Raw genomic sequence first — 20,390 nt, forward strand, 5'->3', positions numbered from 1 at the left:
AAGGCTTTCTCCACATAACAGGAAAATCACGGTAACCTCAACGTTGGCTCAATCGACGGGGAGGGGGCTGGACGGTGGGTGTGGTCGTCATCGACGCGGAGGTCACCCTGGCGGACGTCCTCTCCCTGCGTCTGTCCATCGCCGAGCCGCTGGCGGACGGCACCCGCCTGGTCCTGCGGCGACGGGGCACGGGTGAGGAACGGCGGGTGACGCTCGGCGCATCCGGGGGGCGTACGAGGGACGCCAGCGTCGCGGTCTCCCTCGCGGCCCTCGACCTCGGTCCCGGCCGCTGGGACACCTACCTCGAACAGGACGGCGTCCGCGCCCGCATCCAGAGCGCCGATCCCGGGTTCTCGCTCGACCGTCTCGACGCGTACGCCCTGGGCCGCCGGACGCTGGCCTACCGGGCCTACCGCACGCGAAACGGATTTCTGGCCCTGAAGATAGATCCGGCGGAGCCGGTCGCCGACGTCCGCGCGGTGTGGTTCCGCGAGGGGCGGTTCGAGGTGACCGGGTTGCTGGCCTACACCGGCCTGGACGACGACGACCAGCACCGTCACGCCACGCTCGCGCTGCGTCACAGCGACCCGGACCGCGGCGCCCCGGAGCGCAACACCCTGAACCACAACAACAACGACAACAACCTGAACCACAACAACCAGGACCGCGGCGCCCCGGACCACAGCACCCTGGACCGCAGCGACGCGGGCCACCACGGTGCGGGCCATCACGGTGCGGGCCACCACGGTGCGGGCCACCACGGTGCGGGCCATCACGGTGCGGGCGCCGGCGATGTGGGCCCCCACGATCCCGGCCCCCAGGACGCGGGCTTCGACGATGCGGGCGCGACCGTGCGGGTCGCCGCCACCGTCAAGGGGGTCCGGTTCCACGCCGCGCTCTCGCTGTGCGACGTGCTGGCCGCCACCCCCGACTCGCAGGGCTCCTGGGAGCCCTACCTGGAGGTGGACGGCGTCGATCGCGCGCTGCCGCTGGGCGCCAGGCTCGACGACGTCGAGGGCAAACGCCGCCGCGTCCACTATCCCCACGCGCTCGTGGACGGCGTGCCGATCCGGCCCAGCTTCACCCAGGGCGACGAGCTGCTCCTGGAGGTGGGAGCGTGAAGATCGCGTTCCTGCTCCCCTCGGCGTACGGCATGCGTGGTGACGTGCGGGCGATGCTGAACCTCGCGGGAGGGCTGGCCTCACGGCACGAGGTGGAGGTGGTGAGCGTCCGGCGCGCCAGGGAGACGCCGTTCTTCCCGGTCGACCGCCAGGTGACGCTGCGCTGGCTCGTGGACGCCCGGCCCGGTGTCCATCACCTGCTGCCCCGGGGACAGGTGCGCACCGAGGTGGCGCTCTGGCGGATGCTGCGCGGTCTGCGCGCCGACGTCCTGGTCACCACCCGGCCGTCGCTGAGCGTGCAGGCCGCCAGGCATGCCCCGCGAGACGTCGTCCGCATCGCGCGGGAGTGGGGCAGGCCGTCGGTGGCCGGCCCGGTGCGCCGGTTCTATCCCCGCCTCGACGCCGTGGTGACGAGCACCGCCGCCCGGCGGGACGAGTGGGTGCGGCTGCTCGATGACGACCTGTCCGTCCACGTCATCCCGGACGCGCTGCCCGGGACGCCCTGGCCGCGCTCCCGCATGGACAACCGGATCGTCAGCGCCGGGGGCAGGCTGGTGCCCGGCAAGTCCTACGACCAGCTCGTGCGGGCCTTCGCGATCGTCGCCGACAAGCGGCCCGACTGGCGGCTGCGGTTGTACGGCGGGGGCCCGGAGGAGCGGCGGCTGCGCGCCCTCGTCCGCGACCTCGACCTGCACAACCATGTGTACTTCATGGGCACCACGCCCGACCTGCCCGGCGAGTTCGCCAAGGCGTCCATCGTCGCGGTGCCGTCGCGGCACGAGCTGCTGGGCATGACCGTCATCGAAGCGCTGAGCTGCGGGGTGCCGGTCGTGGGCTTCGCCGGATCCCGCGGCCCCGCCGAGTTCCTCCGCCCGGACCGCGACAGCGTGCTGGTCCAGGAGGGGGAGGGCGGCGACGCCGAGCCGCTCGCCTGCGCGCTGCTCACCCTCGTGGACGACGAACGCCGCCGCATGAAGCTGGCGGCCGGGGCGCTGGAGACCGCGTCCGCCCACGCCGCGCCGTCCGTCGCGGTCCGTTGGGAGGAGCTCATGTACGGCCTGCGCTCGCGCCCCTGACCCGTCACGGCGGCGGGTGGCACATCCGCGCGGCTGGTGGCCCGTCGAGTGGTGGCCCGTGGTGTGGTGGCCCGTGGAGTGGTGGGCCGCCGAGCCGGTTCAGCCGCCGGGCGCGCTGAGATACGCGGCGGCGGCGATGACGGAGTCGTGGATCGGCAGCTCCGTGTCGAGGCCGGTGATCCTGAGCATTCGGGCGAAGCGCCCGTGGGCGCCGCTGAGCGCGAGGCGCCCGTCGGCCGCACTGACCGCGGTCACGGCTCCCATGAGGACGCTCAGCCCGGTCGAGTCGCAGAACTTGAGCCCTTCGGCGTCGAGCACGATCCGGGGCGGCGTGCGCAGCCCGACGGCCTCGGCCAGGCAGGCGCGCAGCGAGTGGGCGGAGCCCAGGTCCAGATCGCCGAACATCCGGATGACGACGACGTCCTCGTCCAGAACGGTGAGCATGGAGAAGGTGTCGGGCTGTCCGTGCCTTCCCGGTTCCACTCGTGCTCGCCCCTGCTCACCTTGCCCTGCCGTCCGGCCGTCGCCTCACGGCCCGCCGGAGCTGCTGTCCGTCAATGATTGCACATGGCAAACGATGCCCGGGCCCGGCCGTCAGGGCCGTTCCCTGCGGACGAGCAGCATGGCGGCGTCGTCCGGCACGGGCCCGCCGACGTGCGCGACCAGGTCGCGTTCCAGCAGGTCGAGGGCCTCCTGCGGGTCGCGGGCCCGCAGCAGGTGGGGCGCCCGGTCCTCCAGAGGATAGAAGTCTCCACCCCGGTCGCGTCCCTCGCACACGCCGTCGGTGTAGAAGAGAATCTGGTCGCCCTCGCGGAACGCGGATCCGTACGGCTCGGGGCCGGTGGGGGCGAGCGCGCCCAGGCCCAGCGGCGGCGCCTCCTCGCGCGGTTCGAGCCGGTGGACACGGCCGTCGCACGTGAGCAGCAGAGGCGGCGGGTGACCGTAGTTGAGCAGCCGGATCTCGTTCTCGCTCACCTCCGCGAGCACGGCGGTGACGAACTTCTCCCCGCCCAGCTGCCGCGCGAGGTGGTCCTCCAGGTGCCGGCCGACATCGGCGAGCGCCGGCTCGTCGTAGGCGGCCTCGCGGAAGGCGCCGACGACCGAGGCCGCCGTCTCCACCGCGTCGAGGCCCTTGCCCTGCACGTCGCCGATGATCAGCCGGACGCCACCCGGCCCCCTGGCGATGTCGTACAGGTCCCCGCCGATGCGGGCGTCCACGGCGGCGGAGGTGTAGGACAGGGCGATGCGCAGGTCGCCCGCGCGGCGGGGCACCGGGTGCAGCAGCGCGCGCTGAACCGCCTCGGCGACGAGGCGGACGTCCGCGAGCCTGCGTTCGCCCTCGGCCCGGAGCCGGCACGCCAGCATGGCGGCCGCGGTGACCCCGACGATCGCGGCCAGCGTGACGGTGGTCCGCGGGCCGCCGAGCAGGCGGTCGTGGTAGGCCAGCGGCACGGACAGGACGAGCGCGACCAGCCCGGTCAGCGCGGTATGGCGCACGCCGCCCGTCACCGCGAACGCGGGACCGAGGGTCAGCAACGGCAGCAGGCCCAGGGACGATCCGGCGAGCAGGTCGAGCACGACCACCGTCGCCATGACGGCGAACGGCAGCGTGCGAAGGACAGCCTGGGTTCCCATCCGCGACTCCAGGGCCGCTACGACCGGTTCATCGGATATCTCCGAGGAATCCCCCTCCTTTAGAAGGGGGAGGATGTCAAGGATGCATTCCCGGAACCGCCCGCCCTACGCGCCGTATCGGGACGGCGACGCTGGATACCGGTAACGGGTATCGTGGAGGGATGCACGGGTACAGCGGGGACAAGCAGGCCTACCTCACCCGCCTGCGCCGGATCGAGGGACAGATCCGGGGACTGCAGCGGATGGTGGACGAGGAGACCTACTGCATCGACATCCTCACTCAGGTCTCGGCGGCCACCCGCGCCCTTCAGGCGGTGGCGCTCGGTCTGCTGGAGGACCACATCGCCCACTGCGTCGCCGACGCCGTCAAGAGCGGAGGCCCGGAGGCCGATGAGAAGATGAAGGAGGCCTCGGCGGCCATCGCCCGTCTCGTCAGGTCGTGACGCCTGTCCGTCACCGCCTGGCCGTCACCGTCTGCTCCTGCCGACCTGTCCGCGCCGGCCTGTGCGTGATCGGCCTGTGCGTGATCGCCGGCTCGTGATCACCTGTCCGTGATCGCCCGTCCGGGCGGCCGGACGGACCATCGCGGCCGAGCGACCGTCCCGGGCCCACCAGATGCCCGGGACGGTCCATGCTCTCAATGCCTTCAGCGGCTCGCCGAAGTCCGCAATCCGAGCGCGTTGTCGAGCTCTTCCAAGGTCAGTCGGTTCTCCGTGATGTTCACGGCCTCCAGCACCTCGGCGTAGAGCGCGATTTCGTCCAACGCGACACGGTCGTGGACCCGAGAGTCCAGGTCGTCGTGCCCCACCGCGTCGTCCTTCCTTCCGCAGCCCACACCCATCACGAGGTTACGTCTGGGTACCCTGCCGGGACATGGCCCATCGTGACCATTCCGACCCGCGGCCCTCGTCCCTCCGGGACCATTTCCCTGCTATCGAGATCACAATTCGATGAAAAAGGCAGTGATGAGGGGAAGGGATTGCTAAAGCGGAGGTAAGGACGGAATATCCGAATTGGATGTTTCGAACAGCCATCCACCAGATTCGTCCAGGTCGGGCCTGCGCGGCTCCGCCGCCTCCTGCGGACGTGGATCGTCCCGCTGGTGGATCAAGCATTTCACGACCGCGGAGCATACCGCGAAGCCCTCCGGCGGCGCGGGCGTCGAGGTCAGGGCGCACCAGGCCAGGCCGGTCGCGTACGCGGAGCCGAGCAGTGCGGCGGCTGTCTCCCGGTCGGGCGGGACCAGCCCCGGCGGCAGCTCGCCGCCGGCCGGCCAGCAGCCCCGAAGCGGGTGGGCGGGCTCGGCGAGCGCCAGATAGAGGGCCTGCCGGAGTTCGTCGTCCATCCACGGATAGAGCGCGGCGACCACCTGCGCGGTGCGCGAGCCGCCCGGCGCCGCCCAGGCGGGCTCGGACACGCCGCACACGCCCGCCACGTCGGCGGCCAGCAGCGCGGCCGCCATGGCGCGCGGATCCATCCCACGTGCGGCCGTGTAGTCCAGGGCCTCGACCAGGTCGTACAGGGTGTGCCGGAAGTGCTCGCCGGGCGCCCATTCGGGGAGCGTGGCCGAGACGAGGTGTGGCGGGCAGCGCGACAGCCAGGCCTGCCGTACGGCGCCGCCGGGCAGGGCGTGCTGGTCCAGCCAGGGGCTGCCGAGCAACGGCTCGGCCATCGCGATCAGCGCGTCGGCGCGCGGGCGGAACCGGGGGTCGGCGCGCAGCACGGTGGCGGTCTCGGTCATCAGCCCGGCCAGGCGCAGCCCCGCCTCCCGCGCGCCGGAGCGCATCCGCTCGGCGTAGAGGGCCACGAGCGCGTCGAGCGAGCCCATGGGCAGCCAGCGCACCCAGTCGTCCCCGGGCAACGGCCGGGCCAGGAACTCGCCGAACATCGACAGCATGACCTCGTTGCCGTCGAAGGCGGGCGCGTAGGCGCACCACATGATCGTGCCCCAGACGGCGGCCACCGTCGCGGCCACGTCGCGGGCGAAGATCTGCTGGTAGACGCTGCCGCCGAGGGGGAAATCCTCCCGCCGCAGCCCGCGGTGGGCGAGCAGCAGCGCGCGGAGCCGTTCGGTGATCTCGTGCGGGACGTCCGGGCCGACGAACCCCTGCGTGGACCCGCGGTCGTACGCGAAGTCGGGGCCCGCGGGGATCAGCGCGGGCGGGATCGCCACGCTCGGCGCGCTCGGCCGTGCGCCGGAGCGGACGGCCGGATGCGACGGAGGAGCCGACAGGTGCCAGCGGCCGTCGACGCGGTCGAGGCGATACCACCGGGCGTGCGCGCCGAACAGCCACCGGACGCCGTCAGGAGTGACCAGGGCCCGCTGGGCCAGGGTGTGCGCCCGGGCGACGGGGGGAAGCAGCGTCCACCGAGGGTCGCCGACGACGGCGCGCACGTCGTGCTCCATCGTCGTGAACCCGTCCCAGTACACCCGGCAGTGACCTCCGTCCTCCGGAGAGGACGGCTTCTCGCCTTCCGGCCGTAGCCGGAGTGGGCGACGGCCAGGTCCTGGCCGATGCCCCTCCCGGGCAGACGATGCCGCGACGAACTCCGGCGGTCCCCTCGCTGCATTCGATGGTAGCCCGCCGGTCCCGGAGGCGGCGGGAGCGTCGGCGCGGCGGAGACCGTCGGTGAAAGTTTCACGCGCCGGGAGGCGTTGAGCAGCACATATGCTTATTTCTTCGGCTTAATGGCTATTTCGGGGTGTGTCGGCCACTTGGCAGGGACTGCCGTGGCGTATTCCATAGGTGCTCGTGACGGAGATCCAGCAGGCCGGGACCGCCCGTGAGCGGAGCGCGGACGAGGCATCGGAGAAGATGGCGCCCGTGGACACCTCTGCCGGGACGGCGACCGGCGAGCAGACAGGGCCGCACTCGGGCCGCAGACGCTGGGCGATGTGGTGGCTCAGCCACTCACCCGATCGCACGGCCCTGCTCATCTGGTTCTTCTGGCAGGTCGCCTCGTACATCTACCTGATCCTCGCGGCGCCGGGCCGTACGGAGGACGCGATTCTCGACCGGTTCAACCGGTACGACTCCTACAACTTCATGGACATCGCGCGGTACGGCTACGACGGCCGGCCGGAGGACCAGGACTCGCCGCGGCTCGTCGCGTTCTTCCCGGGGCTGCCGCTGCTGCTGCGCGTCCTGCACCTGGTCATCCCGGACCTGAGGCTCGCCCTCGTCCTGATCTCGCTCGTCGCGAGCGCCGTCGTGGCGGTGGCGCTGTCGCGGCTGAGCGAGTCGTACCGGGAGGGCAGCGGCCCCTGGGCCGTGCTGGCGTTCTTCCTCAGCCCGTTCGCCGTGTTCCTGCTCGCCGGCTACACGGAGGGCCTGTTCCTCGCGCTCGCCATCCCCGCGTGGCTGCTGGCGCGACGGGGCCGGTGGGAGGCCGCCGCAGTCTGCGCGGCATTCGCGTCGTCCATCCGCATCTCCGGGCTCTTCCTGGCCCTCGGCCTGGTCGTGCAGTTCCTCGTCTCGCGCGACGGGCTGCGCGCTCCCAAGGGATGGCGGAACGCGCCGTGGCTGGTGCTGCCGGGCGTGCCGGTGCTGGCGTACATGATCTACCTCTGGAACCGCACCGGCGACCTCATGGCCTGGAAGGCGGCGGAGGCGCAGTATTGGGGCCGCTATCCCGAGTTGCCCTGGAACGTGTTCATCGACACCTGGCACAGGTCGCTCAACGAGCCCATCCTGGCCACGTCGTACCGCGAGGAGATCATCGCGGCGCTCGTGCTGGTCCTGCTGATCATCGCGCGGCTGGTCCGGCGCAACTGGGCCGACGTCGCCTACCTGGCGCCGCAGGCGGTGGCGCTGCTGGCGATGTCGTCGTTCTACATGTCGGTGGGCCGGGCGTCCCTGCTGTGGTGGCCGCTCTACATCTCGGTCGGCGTCGTCGGCAGCCGAAGGCCCTGGGTCATGATGGCCTACCTCGCGGTCGCCGCGCCGGTGTGGGCAATCAATGTCGGTAATTTCACCACAGGCGCCTGGATCGGGTGATCCAACGCTGACTAACTTCTCCATGTATGGGGGTATTTGTCGCAGGAGTGGCGATTGTTGCGCTTGTGGTGGCCGGTCTTCCATCGGTGGCCGACACCTATCGGGTGAGCGTTCTCACCTACAACGTCTGCGCGGCGGGCAACAGCGCCGGCACCTGCGTACGCGACCTCACCCCCGAGCGCCGCAGGACCTGGGCCGGTCAGGTCTCCGCGCTGATCCGGTCGCGGGACGCGGACGTCGCGTCGTTCACCGAGATGTGCTACGCCCAGGTGGGCCTGCTCCGGGGTGAGCTGCCCGGCTACCGTCTGGTCTGGTACGGCTACGCGAAGGGCGGCGGGCCGGGCCGCGAGGACCGGTGCCGCACGCTGTGGAGCGATCTCACCCCGGACACGGCCCCGCCGGACGGCAAGACCTTCGGCATGGCGCTGGCACTGAAGAACGGCGCCGAGGGCCCGCCGCTGCGGCGGCTGCTGCGCGCCGACCACGCCCCGGCCTCACCCGATGAGACGATCCACCCGCGCGGCCTGCTGTGCGCCACCGGCCGGGTCGGCCCGCGCCGCTCGATCTGCTGTGTGACCCACATCTCCGACACCGAGACCCCGCGGCAGGTCACCGGACTGGTGTCGGAGTACGCCGGGAACGACCCGGTGATCCTCACCGGCGACTTCAACCGCGAGCCCGGCCACGACCAGCTGACCGAGGTGTACGGCATGGGCCTGGGCGACGGCGGCTACACGGAGGTCGACGCGGATTCACGCGGAGTCGCGCGCCGGGGCGGCGAGCCCACCACGCGCGGCGGCCGGAAGATCGACTACATCTTCGCGACCGAGGCCGACTACCGTCCGGGCGGAGCCGAGGTCATCGAGACCGACCCGGAGCTGTCCGACCACCGGGCGCTGGCCGGCACGCTCATCGGGACCGAACCGAGGCCGCGGCGTGACGGCGGGCCTTGGCGAGATAGTTGTCCGGCGTACGGGCGAAGGAGGCGCGGTCGTCGTCGGTGAGCTCGCGCACGACCTTCCCCGGCACGCCCGCGACCAGCACGCCCGCCGGGATCCGGCGGCCGGGCGGCACGACGCCCCCCGCCGCGATCAGGGACCCGGCCCCGACGACCGCGCCGCCGAGCACGACCGCCCCGATCCCCACGAGGGCGCCGGTCTCGATGTGCGCGCCGTGCACCATCGCCCGGTGGCCGAGACTCACCCGGTCCTCCAGGATCGCGGGCTCACGGGGATCGGCGTGCAGGCAGCACAGGTCCTGGATGTTGACCTCGGCGCCGACCTCGATGCGCTCGTCGTCGCCGCGCAGCACAGAGCCGTACCAGACGTTCGCGCCGCGCCCGAGCCGCACCCTCCCGACGACCACCGCCCCGGGGGCCACCCATGCCTCGGGATGGATGATCGGCGTGGCGTCGTCGTCCAGGTCGGCGATGTACGGCATGGGGCCATGATCCCACGAGCGCCCGCGCCGGGCCCGGCGCGGCGTCCGGTTTCGCCGGCCGACCGAGGCGTTCAGGTTGCGATGTGCGACGGATAGCAGGAAAGTCGTGTCCTGGCTGCGTTACCGTCGTTATCTCCAACCCCAGGGTTTCTCATGACGAATCAGACCGACAACTTCCCCGACCTGATGAGTGACGACTCCTTCGAAGTCGTGATGCGTGGCTACAGCCGCAGGCAGGTCCACGACTACATGATCCGGACCCGCAACCAGATCCGGGACCTGGAGGAGCGGCTCGCCCGCACGATCGACCAGGCGGAGCAGAGCCGCCTGGAGCTGGCCGACGCGCGGCGGAGGATGACGGAGTCGCCGCAGAACCCCGACGAGCTGGGGGAGCGGCTGAGCCAGATACTCAAGCTGGCGCAGGAGGAGGCGACGGCCAACAAGGAGGCGTCCGAGTCGGAGGCCAGGAGGCTGCGCGAGACCTCGGCGGCCGAGGCCGAACGGCTCGTGACGTCGGCGCGTGAGCAGGCCGACGCGATCAGGGGCGCCGCCCAGGAGGAGGCCGAGCGCCGCGTCGCCGACGCCACCGCCACGTCGGAGCGGCTGCTGGCGCAGGCGGGCGCGGAGGCGGAGGGGACGCTGGGCTCGGCCCGCGGGGAGGCGGAGGAGACCCTGCGCTCGGCCCGTGCGGAGGCGGAGGAGACCCTGCGCTCCGCGCGCGCCGAGGGGGAGCGGCAGCTCACCGCCGCCCGGATGGAGGCGGAGCGGCTGCTCATCGAGGCGCGCGGGCAGGCCGAGGCCATGCTGGCGGCGGCGCAGCACCGGGTGAACGCGCTGGACGAGCACACCGGCCGCCGGGTGGCCTACCTCAGCGACACCCACACGGAGGTCGTGCGGCGGCTCAACGAGATCGGCGCGGTGCTCGGCGACCTGATGCACCGCGAGAGCGCGGCCGGCCCGCTGATCGACGAGGCCGCCGTGCTGCCGCCCGGGCCGCAGGTGCACGCCATCGCCGCGGGCGCGCCCGCCCAGGGGCACGAGCAGCCGTACGAGCAGTCCTACGAGCAGCCGCACGAGCCGGTCGAGGACACGCCGCAGGCCCTGGAGGCCGCGCCGTCCGGGCACGAGGCGGACGACGCCGCCACGGGTCAGGGGCGGATGGACGGCGACGAGGACGACGCGGTCCTGATCGTGGACGACGGACGCCACGAGAACGGTCACGACGTGCCGCCGTCGCCCGAGGACACCGACGTCAATCTCGGCCGGGTGCGGCGTGCCGCACCGGACGGGAAGCCGGCCGCCGGCAAGTGAGCCCACCCGCGCCGGGTGACCGCGTGGCCGTATCAGCGGGTGGCCGGGTGAGAGTCGTGTGAGTGGTGGTAGCGGAAGCCCCCGCCCCCGATCGGGTCGGGGGCTTCCGCGCTCATGGATCGGCGACGCGGGCCTCCTGCTCGCACAACAGCTCGCGCAGCCCGTCGGGCTCGTCGGCGTCGATGGTCATCGCGCATCCCGCCGCCCGCTGCGCCGAGGTGAGCGGGTGGTGCCGGGTCGCCCACCACCGGCCCGCGTCACTCCGCCAGATCGTCCACTTGGGAAACTCCCGGGCGATCTCGGCGAGGCGTCGGTCCAAGGACATCCGTACACCTTTCCTCGCCATATGCCCGGGTGCTTGACGTCTCCTCCTCAAGGTGGGGGACATCTCTAGAGAAATCAATGATCGGTATGGTCAGGTCAACCTTGCCTCTTGACCTAGGCGTCGAAGTCGTACTGGAGTACATACGACGCCGCGTCCAAGATCATCTCATTGACCTCGACCGGCACGCCCCCTTCCGCGAAGGCCACCCGCGTGACGGAGATCACCGGCGTGCCGGCCGGCAGGCCCAGCGACCCGGCCTCCCCGGGCAGCGGCATCCGTGCCCGCACCTCCTCGCTGAAGTGGACGGGAGCCCGGCCGAGCTCGCCCAGCCGGGCGTACACCCCGCCAGGGCCGGTGTCGGGCAGGACGACCGCCGTGCCCTCCACGAGATCGGCGGGAAAGCAGGAGGCCGCGAGCTGCACCGGACGGCCGTCCACCGAGTAGCGGCGGCGGCGCACCCACACCTCGCCGGCGCCGAGCACGCGGGCGACCTGCTCGCTCGCCGGTTCACGCAGGATGGTCACCTCGTCCACGACGTACGACCGGCCCCGGGTGTCGGAGTCCCAGATGGCCAGGCCCTGGGCCCACTGCTCCCGCGAGAGCCGGCGCGACCCGTGGCGGCGGATGGGGCGGAACAGCCGCACGTAGACGCCCGATCCCCGCTTCGGCACGGCCAGCCCTTCGTTGATCAGCACGGCGAGCGCCTGTCGTGCCGTGGCCCGCGCGACGCCGTGCTCCTTCATGAGCGCGTTCTCGCCCGGTAGGCGGTCGCCGTCACCGAGTGCTCCGGACAGGATCTGATCGCGCAGCCGGTCGGCGATACGGCGATAGATCGGGGACTCGTGATGCACCGACGGGGATTCCGTCACGTTTGATCACCCTCTGTCACCAACGGGGGTTTGGCGTCTCCAGAGAACTTGCCCCGTCTTGTCCACGATCGCACAGAGTCTTGGGTGCGTCTTGTGCTTACTTTTGGCTGATCGTGCCGGTGTGGCGATCTCTGGGGGTTATAGCCGTCCGCATCCGTGGAACGGTCCCTTCCGGTATTACCGGCACCGGGAACGCTCTGTCATCACGACCACGACAAGATCGGATATTTCGGTACATAATGCTGTGACGAAGGAGTTGCCGATGGTTCTCAGCCGTGCCGAATGCCAGGACCTCGACGCCAAGGACCCGCTCGGGGCGTTCCGGGACGAGTTCTCGCTGCCTCCCGGGGTCGTCTACCTGCTGGGCAACTCGCTCGGCGCGCTACCGAGGCATACGCCGGAACGCGTGGCCCACGCGGTCGAGACCGAGTGGGGGGTGCACCTCGGGGCGAGCTGGAACACGGCCGGCTGGTGGGACATGCCGCAGAGCACCGGCGACCGCATCGCGCCCCTCGTCGGCGCGCGGCCCGGCGACGTGCTGGCGGGCGACTCCACCTCGGTGAACATCTTCAAGGTGGTCACGGCCGCCCTCCCGCTGCGGCCCGGCCGCCGTGTGATCGTCTCCGACCTCGACAACTTCCCCACCGACCGGTACGTCGTGGAGGGCGCCGCCAGGGCGCTCGGCGCGTACGAGATCCGGGACGTCGGCGAGGCCGGCAGCTCGCTGGAGGACGCCCTCGGCGAGGACGTCGCGCTCGTGCTTTTGTCACACGTGGACTACCGGACCGGCGAGGCCAGGGACATGGCGGCGGTGACGGAGCTGGTCCGGGCGGCCGGCGCGCTCATGGTCTGGGACCTGTGCCACAGCGCCGGGGCGCTGCCCGTGCGGGTGGGCGAGGCGGACTTCGCCGTCGGCTGCACCTACAAGTACCTGAACGGCGGGCCCGGCGCCCCCGCCTATCTGTATGTCGCGCCGCGCCACCAGGACGCCGTCCACAACGTGCTGTCGGGCTGGCACGGCCACGCCGCGCCCTTCGACTTCGAACCGCACTACCGCCCCGCCCCGGGTGTGCGCCGCTTCGCCACGGGCAGCCCGCCGATCCTGTCGTACGCCGCGCTCAACGCGTCCCTCGACATCTGGGAGCGGGTGGACCTGGACGAGGTCAGGGCCAAGAGCCTGGCCCTGACCTCGCTGTTCATCGACCTGCTCGACGATCTCGTCGACCCCGGGCTCGGGCTCGCCCTGGCCACCCCGCGCGACCCGGAGCGGCGGGGAAGCCAAATCAGCTACCGTCACCCGCAGGGTTACCCCGTGGTGCGCGCGCTCGCGGACCGGGGGGTGGTGGGCGACTACCGCGAGCCGGACTTCGTCCGTTTCGGTTTCGCCCCGCTGTACCTGCGCCATGTCGACGTGTACGACGCGGCGACGGCGCTGGCCGAGGTGCTCGGCGAGGAGCTGTGGCGGGACGAGCGCTACGCGGCGCGGCTCACCGTCACCTGACGCGCGTCAGCGGCCGCGACGGGCCAGCCCGGCGACGATGTCGCCGGCCAGTGCCACGCAGCGGTCGCAGATGCGCCCGCCCTCGCCGTGGACCATGTGGACGCGTGGGCCCGGCGGCCTGCGGCAGAAGGAGCAGGCGGCGTCGCGCTTCATGCGGCGGTTGACCAGGTGCCGGTGGGCGAAGGCGGGCGTGAAGCGCCTGCGCGGGCTCCGCACGATGTACCCGAACCGCTCACCGACGGCGGTCCAGGACGCGCCGGCCTCACGGGCCCGGCACACGGCGAGATCGAGCAGGGAGTCCACCGCGCCGCCCGGTTCGCCGGACAGGTCCCGGCACAGGGCGATCGCGGCGGACAGGACTTCCAGGGGGTCTGCGGGGTCGGATGCGCGCGAGCGGGCCCGCTCGAGTAACTCAGATGCCTCCATGGCGGACACCATAGGCCGCCGTACAAAGACGATCAAGCGCGCCCGGGGGCGCGACCGGAGGCTCACCGTGCGTAGGCTGGGCCGGTGAGAATGCCCGAGGGGCGGGCGCGCGAGCTGTTCGCGGCGGCCCCGGTGGCCCGCCTCGCGACCGCTGGAGCCGGGGGCGCGCCGCGGCTCGTCCCGGTCACGTTCGCCGTGCTGCGGGACGGGGAGAAGGGCACCGTGGTGACGGCGGTGGACCACAAGCCGAAGGCCACCACCGACCTGCGACGGCTGCGCGACATCCGCGACGATCCCCGCGTCTGCCTGCTGGCCGACCACTACGAGGACGACTGGGAACGGCTGTGGTGGGTGCGCGCCGACGGGCTCGCCCGCGTCGTGGAGGGCGGCGAGGAGCACGAGCGGGCCGTGGCGTGGCTGGTGCGCAAGTACGCCCCGTATCGCGAGCGTCCCCCGGCCGGGCCCGCGATCCTCGTCCGCGTCGAGCGCTGGTCGGGCTGGTCGTACGGCGAGATGTAGGCCGGCCGACGTGGTCAGGCGGGCGGGAAGGGGTCGTCTCCCCGGGCGATCGTGTCGAGCATCTGGGCCGTGAACGCCTGGGCCGCGCGGTGGATGCCGGGACCGAAGCTGACCCTGGCCACGCCGAGGGCCGCGAGATCGCGGACGGCCGGCACGCCGGGCCGGGACAGCACGTTGATCGGGCCGCCGAGCTCCCGGGCGAGGGTGGCGATCACCTCGGGGTCGCCCGCGAAGATCGGGTAGACGCAGTCGGCGCCGGCCGTGAGGTAGCGGCCGCCCCGGTCGAGCGCCTCCGCGAGCCTCTCGCCGGGGGTCCCCGAACCGTGGATGAAGGTGTCCACGCGGGCGTTGATCACGAGGCCGGTCCCTGCCTCGTCCGCCGCCGCCCGCACGGCGGCCACGAAGTCCGCCTGCTCAGCGGGGTCGATCATCGCTCCGGTCGCCGGGTCGGAGTCCTCCAGGTTGCAGCCCACGGCGCCCGCGGCGGCGAGCCGCTCGACGAGCTCGGCGGGCTTCAGGCCGTAGCCGCGCTCGACGTCGGCGGTCACGGGGACCGCGACGGCCCGGGCGATGCGGGCCACGGCCGCGAACATCTCGTCCGCCGGCGTGTCCTGCCCGTCCTCGTAGCCCAGGGCGGCGGCGACGGACGCGCTGCCGGTGGCGACGGCGGGGAAGCCCGCCGCCTCGACGGCGCGCGCCGACGCGGCGTCCCAGGCGTTGGGCAGCACAAGGGGGTCGCCGGGCACGTGGAGCGCGCGCAGGGTCGCCGCCTTCTCGCCGATCTCCGGCTTCGCGTGAATCTCAGCCATGAGGACAGCCTAGAGAGCCCGGCAGGTGAGAACGACACCACCGGCCGACGATGAGGGGGAACCGCTGGTGGTTCAAGGGGTCGAGTCCGGTGTCGTGGCCCACCGGTCATTGGATACGCTCGCGAAACCGGCCCTCCGATCCCCCCGAGCCCATTCGTCAGGAGAGTTTCATGAGCGACATCGACAGCGCCGTCGACCAGGCCGGAGCGGGCAGCCGTCCCCGAGTGGACTTCTACTTCGACCCCGTCTGCCCGTTCGCGTGGGTCACGTCGCGGTGGATTCTGGAGGTCGAGAAGCAGCGCGACATCGACCTGCGGTTCCGGGTGATGAGTCTTTCCGTGCTCAACGAGGGCAAGGAGGACCTGTCTGACTTCTACCGTGAGGCGGTGCCCAGGTGGCGGGGCCCGGTCCGGGTGTGCATCGCCGCCGCGCAGCACCACGGTGAGGGCGTGCTGCGCGACCTGTACACCGCGATGGGCACGCGCATTCACAACCAGGACAACAAGGACTACGGGGTCGTGGTCAAGGAGGCGCTCGCCGAGGTCGGGCTGCCGGTCGAGCTGGCCGACGCCGCCGGCACCGACGAGTACGACGAGGCCCTGCGTCGGATGCACCACGAGGGCATGGACCCGGTCGGCGACGAGGTGGGCACGCCCACGATCCACATCGACGGCGTGGCGTTCTTCGGCCCGGTGATGACCCGCATCCCGCGGGGCGATGAGGCGGTCCGCATCTTCGACGGCGCCGTCGCCATGGCGAAGTTCCCGTACTTCTACGAGATGAAGCGCAGCCGCAACACCGACCCCGAATTCGACTGACACGGTTCGGATGACACGGTTCGGACCGACCGGCGCCCTCACCTCGGCGGCTCCTCCTGGGGCCGCCGGGGCGCCGCCCTGCGCATGCTCCTGAACAGCGAACGCATGGTCGCCAGCGCGGGAGACCTGTCGTCGGACCGCATGGCCAGGCTGATCGTCCGGTGCAGGCCGGGCGGGGCGAGCCGTCGTACGCTGAGGGGGTTTTCGGCCAGGTCGGCGACGGTCCTCGGCACGAGGGCCAGGCCCATGCCCCCGCTGGCGAGGGCGCACGACATGCCGTAGTTGCCCGTCTCGTACGCCACGACGGGCGGCACCAGCCCCTCGCGGCGGAACAGCGCCTCAAGCGCCTCCCGGTTGGCCAGCCCGCGCGAGCCGCTGATCAGCGGCCGGCCGGCGAGCTCGGGCCACGGCAGCGGCTCGGCCGCATCGGTGAGCGCGTGCCCGGGGGCGGCCACCAGCACCAGCTCCTCCACCAGCAGTGCCTCGACGAGGACCCCGGAGGGCGGCGCGGGGGCGGGCTGATGTTCGTAGGTGTGCGTGAGCACGAGATCGGCCTCGCCGGTGGCCAGCGCGGGCAGCCCTGACGGCGGTTCGTACTCCCTCACATTCACCTCCACGGCGGGGTGAGCCCGCCGGAACGCGGCGAGGACCGGCGGCAGCAGGTGGATGCCGGCGGTCGTGAACGTGCCGATCGTGATGTGGCCGCCGGACAGGCCGGCGAGCGCGGCCAGGCCGTGCCGGGCCCGTTCCAGCTCGTCGAGCACCCGCCGGGCGTGCTCCACCAGCAGCTCGCCCGCCGCCGTGAGCGTGGCGCCGCGGCGGTGCCGGATCACGAGTGTGGCTCCCGCCTCCCGCTCCAGCTTGGCGATCTGCTGCGACAGCGCGGGCGGTGTGTAACCGAGGCGGGCGGCGGCCCGGGTGATCGAACCGGCCTCGGCGACCGCCACCAGCGCCCCGAGGCGCGTCACGTCGTGCATGAAGCAATGCTTAACACCGCCTCGCCAAATGTGACATACCTCACGAAGACTTCGCTGCCGCATCCTCGACTCACGACCCGAGGGGAACTGGAGGAGCGGATGACCACAACACGATCGACCCGGCCGTTCGAGGTGTGCGTGATCGGAGCGGGGCCACGCGGGATGTCGGTGATCGAGCGGCTGTGCGCCAACGCGCGGCGGCTGCCGCCGCGGGCACGCGTCCTGCTGCACGTCGTGGATCCGTACCCGCCGGGGGCGGGACAGGTGTGGCGCACCGACCAGCCGGGCCAGCTGCTCATGAACACCGTCGCCTCGCAGGTCACGCTCTTCACCGATCCCAGCGTCGGCATCCGGGGGCCGCTGGAGACGGGCCCCAGCCTGCACGAGTGGGCGCGGCACCTGGTGCTCTTCGCCGACACCGGGCTTCCGGCGGAGGGCGTGTCGGTGGACGGCGTCTCGGTGGACGGCGTCTCGGCGGACGTGCTCGCCGAGGCGCGCCGGCTCGGGCCCGACACCTACCCCACCCGCGCCTTCTACGGGCGCTACCTGCGCTGGGTGTTCGAGCGAGTGGTCGCACGGGCGCCCCGGCAGGTGGAGGTGCGGGTGCATGCCACGCGGGCGACCGCGCTCGACGACGTGCCCGGCACCGGCGCGCAGCGGGTGGTGCTGGAGGACGGCACCGTCCTCGGCTCGCTCGACGCGGTGGTCCTGGCCCAGGGGCACCTGCCGGTCGCGCCCTCGGCCGCCGAGCGGGAGGCGGCCGCGTACGCCGCCGCCCACGGGCTGGTCCACGTGCCGCCCGCCAACCCCGCCGACGCCGACCTGAGCGACGTACGGCCGGGGGAGGCGGTGCTGCTGCGCGGGCTCGGGCTCAACTTCTTCGACCACATGGCCCTGCTGACGCTCGGGCGCGGGGGCCGGTTCGAGCGCGGCGAGGCGGGCCGCCTCGTCTACCGGCCCTCCGGCCGCGAGCCCCGCCTGTACGCCGGATCGCGCCGGGGCATCCCGTACCAGTCGCGCGGGGAGAACGAGAAGGGCGTCGAGGGCAGGCACGAACCGCTGCTGCTCACGCCGGGCAGGATCGCGTCGCTGGCCGAGCGCTCGGCCGCCCGCGGTGGGCTCGACTTCCGCGCCGACCTGTGGCCGCTGATCGCGAAGGAGGTGGAGACCGTCTACTACGCGACCCTCCTGGCGCGGCGGGACTGCGCGTGCGTCGCCGACCGCTTCCGCGCCGCCTACCTCGCCCACGCCTGGGGCGACGCCGGGGAGGCCCTGGTGCTGGACGCCTTCGGCATCGGCGCGGCGGTGCGGTGGGACTGGGAGAGCGTGGCCGAGCCGTACCGGGGGATCGGCTTCGGCGGCCCGGACGACTGGCGCGAATGGCTGACCGCCTACCTGCGCACCGACCTGGCGCAGGCCCGCGAGGGCAACGTCAGCGGGCCGCTGAAGGCCGCCCTCGACGTGCTGCGCGATCTGCGCAACGAGGTCAGGCAGGTGGTCGACCACGGCGGGCTCACCGGGCGCTCGCACCGCGACGACCTCGACCGGTGGTACACGCCGCTCAACGCGTTCCTGTCCATCGGGCCGCCGGCCGAGCGGGTCGAGCAGATGATCGCGCTCATCGAGGCGGGCGTGCTCACCGTCATCGGTCCCGACATGCGCGTGCACGCCCGCGACGGCGTCTTCGAGGCCGAGTCGGCCGCCGTGCCGGGCTCCGCCGTACGGGCCAGGGTGCTCGTCGAGGCCCGCCTGCCGGAGATCGACCTGCGGCGCACGGCCGACCCCCTGCTGCGCCACCTGCTCGGCACCGGGCAGTGCCGGGCGTACGTGATCGGCGGGCGGCGTGGGGAGGACGGGCACGAGACGGGCGGCCTCGCGGTCACCCGCCGGCCGTACCGGCTCCTGGACGCGGACGGGCGGGCCCACCAGCGGCGGTTCGCGTACGGGGTGCCCACCGAGTCGGTCCACTGGGTGACGGCCGCGGGCGTGCGGCCGGGGGTGAACTCCGTGATCCTGGGCGACTCCGACGCCATCGCCCGCAGCGTGCTCGCGCTGACGCCCGCGCGGGCCCTCCCGGGTCGCCGCGTCGCCCGCGTGGCCGCCGGCCCGCGTACGGCTCTCGCCTGCGGTCCGACCCCGGCGGGCGTCCGATGACCCCCGGCAGTGACCTCGGCGGCGACCTCGGCAGTGACCTCGATTTGGGCCTGCTGTCCCCGGTCCGGGTGGGTTCGGCGGCCGAACGGGCGACCGGCGACGGCGCGTGGCTGCGCGCGATGCTCGACGCGGAGGCCGCCCTGGTCCGCGCGCAGGCCCGGCTGGGGGTCGTCCCGATGGAGGCCGCGGAGACGATCGGCAAGGTGGCGGAGGCGGGCGGCCTCGCCCTGGCGGCCCTGGCCCTGCGCGCCCGCGAGGCGGCCAACCCGGTGGTGGCGCTGGTCGAGGACCTGACGGCTGCCGTGGCGGTGGTGGACCCGGCCGCGGCCGAATTCGTGCACCGCGGCTCCACGAGCCAGGACATCATGGACACGGCCGCCATGCTGGTGGCCGCCCGGACCCTCGACCTGATCACCGCCGACCTGGACCGGGCCGCGACCGCGCTCGCGGGGCTCGCGGCGCGGCATCGCGACACGCTGATGCCGGGCCGCACGCTGACCCAGCAGGCGGTGCCCACCACGTTCGGACTTAAGGCGGCCGGCTGGCTGCACGCCGTGCGCGAGGCCGCGGTCCGGCTGCGCCGGGTACGCGCCGACCTGCCGGCCGAGCTCGGCGGCGCGGCCGGCACGCTGGCGGGCTACGTGGAGTACGCGCGGATGGCCGCGGTGCCCGACCCCGAGACGTACCCGGAGCGGCTGATCGCGGCGTTCGCCGCCGAGGTGGGGCTGGCCGAGCCGGTGGTCCCCTGGCACGTCCTGCGGATTCCGATCGCCGACCTCGCCGGGGCGCTGGCCCTCGCCTCGGGAGTGCTCGGGAAGATCGCGGTGGACGTGCAGTCGCTGTCGCGCACCGAGGTCGCCGAGGTCGTGGAGCCGGCCGCCCCCGGCCGGGGCGTGTCGTCGGCGATGCCGCACAAGCGCAACCCGGTCCTCGCCACCCTCGTCCGGTCGGCGGCGATCCAGGTGCCCGCGCTCGCCGCGAGCCTCGGCCAGTGCCTGCTCGCCGAGGACGAACGGCCCGCGGGCGCCTGGCACGCGGAGTGGCAGCCGCTGCGCGAGTGCCTGCGGCTGGTCGGCGGGGCCGCCGCCGTGACGGCCGAACTGGCCGAGGGGCTGGTCGCGTTCCCCGAGCGCATGCGGGCCAACCTCGCGCTCACCGGCAGCCTGACTGTGACGGAACGGGCGGCCGCCGTGCTCGCGCCGGTCCTGGGGAAGGCCGCCGCCAAGCGGCTGCTCGGGGAGGCGTCCGCGGCCGCCGCCGCGTCCGGGCGTCCCGTGGCCGAGGTGCTGGAGGAACTCCTGCCCATGCCGGACGGGCTGGACCTGGTCCGGTTGTTCGACCCCGCCGAGTACACGGGGGCCGCCGGAGCGCTCGTCGACCGCGTTCTACGCTGCTGTCCAGACGAGTGAGG

21 protein-coding genes are annotated in these 20,390 nt (G+C 72.9%); 11 read left to right on the forward strand and 10 right to left on the reverse strand.

Going from position 1 to position 20,390, the window contains the following annotated elements; all coding sequences use genetic code 11:
- Positions 1–74: 74 nt before the first annotated feature.
- Positions 75–1,121, forward strand: a complete 1,047-nt coding sequence (locus FLX07_RS38015; RefSeq protein WP_229689922.1) for a hypothetical protein — start codon at positions 75–77, stop codon at positions 1,119–1,121.
- Positions 1,118–2,197, forward strand: coding sequence for a glycosyltransferase (locus FLX07_RS27990; protein WP_142574676.1), 1,080 nt, complete (start codon positions 1,118–1,120; stop codon positions 2,195–2,197). The genes FLX07_RS38015 and FLX07_RS27990 overlap by 4 nt, the downstream gene beginning before the upstream one ends.
- Before the next feature lie 99 nt (positions 2,198–2,296).
- Here FLX07_RS27990 and FLX07_RS27995 read toward each other — a convergent pair whose 3' ends face one another.
- The gene (locus FLX07_RS27995) at positions 2,297–2,641 is read right to left on the reverse strand and encodes an STAS domain-containing protein (protein WP_142574677.1); all 345 of its coding nucleotides are present in this window, start codon (positions 2,639–2,641) and stop codon (positions 2,297–2,299) included.
- Positions 2,642–2,791: 150 nt separating this feature from the next.
- Positions 2,792–3,832: a PP2C family protein-serine/threonine phosphatase gene (locus FLX07_RS28000; protein WP_208762423.1), complete on the reverse strand. Its 1,041-nt coding sequence runs from the start codon at positions 3,830–3,832 to the stop codon at positions 2,792–2,794.
- A 161-nt stretch (positions 3,833–3,993) separates the two neighbouring features.
- On the opposite strand from FLX07_RS28000, the gene FLX07_RS28005 reads away from it, so the two are divergent.
- On the forward strand, positions 3,994–4,275 hold the full coding sequence (locus FLX07_RS28005) for a metal-sensitive transcriptional regulator (protein WP_142574678.1): 282 nt from the start codon (positions 3,994–3,996) through the stop codon (positions 4,273–4,275).
- Between the two features lie 203 nt (positions 4,276–4,478).
- Here FLX07_RS28005 and FLX07_RS28010 read toward each other — a convergent pair whose 3' ends face one another.
- A complete protein-coding gene (locus FLX07_RS28010; protein ID WP_142574679.1) occupies positions 4,479–4,667 on the reverse strand; it encodes a hypothetical protein in 189 nt (62 codons plus the stop codon).
- A 147-nt stretch (positions 4,668–4,814) separates the two neighbouring features.
- Positions 4,815–6,263, reverse strand: a complete 1,449-nt coding sequence (locus FLX07_RS28015; protein ID WP_189105070.1) for a hypothetical protein — start codon at positions 6,261–6,263, stop codon at positions 4,815–4,817.
- 322 nt (positions 6,264–6,585) lie between these two features.
- Here FLX07_RS28015 and FLX07_RS28020 point away from each other — a divergent pair, with 322 nt between their 5' ends.
- Both FLX07_RS28020 and FLX07_RS28025 read left to right on the forward strand, forming a co-directional pair.
- Positions 6,586–7,830 (forward strand): mannosyltransferase family protein, encoded by a 1,245-nt coding sequence (locus FLX07_RS28020; RefSeq protein WP_142574680.1) that lies wholly within the window; start codon positions 6,586–6,588, stop codon positions 7,828–7,830.
- A gap of 68 nt (positions 7,831–7,898) precedes the next feature.
- Positions 7,899–8,834, forward strand: coding sequence for an endonuclease/exonuclease/phosphatase family protein (locus FLX07_RS28025; protein ID WP_167748417.1), 936 nt, complete (start codon positions 7,899–7,901; stop codon positions 8,832–8,834).
- On the opposite strand, the gene FLX07_RS28030 is transcribed toward FLX07_RS28025, so the two are convergent.
- Positions 8,740–9,270: a gamma carbonic anhydrase family protein gene (locus FLX07_RS28030; protein ID WP_142574682.1), complete on the reverse strand. Its 531-nt coding sequence runs from the start codon at positions 9,268–9,270 to the stop codon at positions 8,740–8,742. The two genes, FLX07_RS28025 and FLX07_RS28030, sit on opposite strands and share 95 nt — an antisense overlap.
- Positions 9,271–9,423: 153 nt before the next feature.
- Here FLX07_RS28030 and FLX07_RS36700 point away from each other — a divergent pair, with 153 nt between their 5' ends.
- A complete protein-coding gene (locus FLX07_RS36700) occupies positions 9,424–10,581 on the forward strand; it encodes a hypothetical protein (protein WP_167748418.1) in 1,158 nt (385 codons plus the stop codon).
- A gap of 112 nt (positions 10,582–10,693) precedes the next feature.
- Here FLX07_RS36700 and FLX07_RS28040 read toward each other — a convergent pair whose 3' ends face one another.
- Both FLX07_RS28040 and FLX07_RS28045 read right to left on the reverse strand, forming a co-directional pair.
- Positions 10,694–10,906, reverse strand: coding sequence for a hypothetical protein (locus tag FLX07_RS28040; protein ID WP_142574683.1), 213 nt, complete (start codon positions 10,904–10,906; stop codon positions 10,694–10,696).
- 113 nt (positions 10,907–11,019) lie between these two features.
- Positions 11,020–11,775: a GntR family transcriptional regulator gene (locus tag FLX07_RS28045; RefSeq protein ID WP_142574684.1), complete on the reverse strand. Its 756-nt coding sequence runs from the start codon at positions 11,773–11,775 to the stop codon at positions 11,020–11,022.
- A gap of 262 nt (positions 11,776–12,037) precedes the next feature.
- On the opposite strand from FLX07_RS28045, the gene kynU reads away from it, so the two are divergent.
- Positions 12,038–13,276 (forward strand): kynureninase, encoded by a 1,239-nt coding sequence (gene kynU / locus FLX07_RS28050; protein WP_142574685.1) that lies wholly within the window; start codon positions 12,038–12,040, stop codon positions 13,274–13,276.
- Between the two features lie 6 nt (positions 13,277–13,282).
- Here the strand turns inward: kynU and FLX07_RS28055 are convergent, their stop codons facing one another.
- Complete coding sequence (locus FLX07_RS28055; RefSeq protein ID WP_167748419.1) at positions 13,283–13,702, reverse strand: ClpX C4-type zinc finger protein; 420 nt, start codon at positions 13,700–13,702, stop codon at positions 13,283–13,285.
- A gap of 90 nt (positions 13,703–13,792) precedes the next feature.
- Between FLX07_RS28055 and FLX07_RS28060 the strand changes: the two genes are divergently transcribed.
- Positions 13,793–14,221: a TIGR03668 family PPOX class F420-dependent oxidoreductase gene (locus FLX07_RS28060; RefSeq protein WP_142574786.1), complete on the forward strand. Its 429-nt coding sequence runs from the start codon at positions 13,793–13,795 to the stop codon at positions 14,219–14,221.
- A gap of 14 nt (positions 14,222–14,235) precedes the next feature.
- On the opposite strand, the gene FLX07_RS28065 is transcribed toward FLX07_RS28060, so the two are convergent.
- A complete protein-coding gene (locus tag FLX07_RS28065; RefSeq protein WP_142574687.1) occupies positions 14,236–15,030 on the reverse strand; it encodes an isocitrate lyase/PEP mutase family protein in 795 nt (264 codons plus the stop codon).
- A gap of 170 nt (positions 15,031–15,200) precedes the next feature.
- Between FLX07_RS28065 and FLX07_RS28070 the strand changes: the two genes are divergently transcribed.
- On the forward strand, positions 15,201–15,848 hold the full coding sequence (locus FLX07_RS28070) for a mycothiol-dependent nitroreductase Rv2466c family protein (RefSeq protein WP_142574688.1): 648 nt from the start codon (positions 15,201–15,203) through the stop codon (positions 15,846–15,848).
- Between the two features lie 38 nt (positions 15,849–15,886).
- On the opposite strand, the gene FLX07_RS28075 is transcribed toward FLX07_RS28070, so the two are convergent.
- Positions 15,887–16,825 carry a LysR family transcriptional regulator gene (locus tag FLX07_RS28075; RefSeq protein ID WP_142574689.1) on the reverse strand — a complete coding sequence of 313 codons (939 nt, stop codon included), beginning with the start codon at positions 16,823–16,825 and terminating at the stop codon, positions 15,887–15,889.
- A gap of 99 nt (positions 16,826–16,924) precedes the next feature.
- Between FLX07_RS28075 and FLX07_RS28080 the strand changes: the two genes are divergently transcribed.
- Together FLX07_RS28080 and FLX07_RS28085 are read left to right on the forward strand one after the other, a co-directional pair.
- The gene (locus FLX07_RS28080) at positions 16,925–18,979 is read left to right on the forward strand and encodes an FAD/NAD(P)-binding protein (RefSeq protein ID WP_142574690.1); all 2,055 of its coding nucleotides are present in this window, start codon (positions 16,925–16,927) and stop codon (positions 18,977–18,979) included.
- A complete protein-coding gene (locus FLX07_RS28085; RefSeq protein WP_142574691.1) occupies positions 18,976–20,388 on the forward strand; it encodes a nitrosuccinate lyase in 1,413 nt (470 codons plus the stop codon). Before FLX07_RS28080 ends, FLX07_RS28085 begins: the two co-directional genes overlap by 4 nt.
- The last annotated feature ends 2 nt before the right edge of the window (positions 20,389–20,390 follow it).

The organism is Microbispora bryophytorum (genome assembly GCF_006874465.1).
GTDB classification, from domain to species: Bacteria; Actinomycetota; Actinomycetes; order Streptosporangiales; family Streptosporangiaceae; genus Microbispora; species Microbispora bryophytorum.

Coding starts and splice junctions, on each gene's coding strand:
- FLX07_RS27995 (WP_142574677.1), bottom strand. CDS start 2,641: ATGCTCACCGTTCTGGACGAGGACGTCGTCGTCATCCGGATGTTCGGC.
- FLX07_RS28000 (WP_208762423.1), bottom strand. CDS start 3,832: ATGGGAACCCAGGCTGTCCTTCGCACGCTGCCGTTCGCCGTCATGGCG.
- FLX07_RS28005 (WP_142574678.1), top strand. CDS start 3,994: ATGCACGGGTACAGCGGGGACAAGCAGGCCTACCTCACCCGCCTGCGC.
- FLX07_RS28030 (WP_142574682.1), bottom strand. CDS start 9,270: ATGCCGTACATCGCCGACCTGGACGACGACGCCACGCCGATCATCCAT.
- FLX07_RS36700 (WP_167748418.1), top strand. CDS start 9,424: ATGACGAATCAGACCGACAACTTCCCCGACCTGATGAGTGACGACTCC.
- FLX07_RS28040 (WP_142574683.1), bottom strand. CDS start 10,906: ATGTCCTTGGACCGACGCCTCGCCGAGATCGCCCGGGAGTTTCCCAAG.
- kynU (WP_142574685.1), top strand. CDS start 12,038: ATGGTTCTCAGCCGTGCCGAATGCCAGGACCTCGACGCCAAGGACCCG.
- FLX07_RS28055 (WP_167748419.1), bottom strand. CDS start 13,702: ATGGAGGCATCTGAGTTACTCGAGCGGGCCCGCTCGCGCGCATCCGAC.
- FLX07_RS28060 (WP_142574786.1), top strand. CDS start 13,793: ATGCCCGAGGGGCGGGCGCGCGAGCTGTTCGCGGCGGCCCCGGTGGCC.
- FLX07_RS28065 (WP_142574687.1), bottom strand. CDS start 15,030: ATGGCTGAGATTCACGCGAAGCCGGAGATCGGCGAGAAGGCGGCGACC.
- FLX07_RS28070 (WP_142574688.1), top strand. CDS start 15,201: ATGAGCGACATCGACAGCGCCGTCGACCAGGCCGGAGCGGGCAGCCGT.
- FLX07_RS28075 (WP_142574689.1), bottom strand. CDS start 16,825: ATGCACGACGTGACGCGCCTCGGGGCGCTGGTGGCGGTCGCCGAGGCC.
- FLX07_RS28080 (WP_142574690.1), top strand. CDS start 16,925: ATGACCACAACACGATCGACCCGGCCGTTCGAGGTGTGCGTGATCGGA.
- FLX07_RS28085 (WP_142574691.1), top strand. CDS start 18,976: ATGACCCCCGGCAGTGACCTCGGCGGCGACCTCGGCAGTGACCTCGAT.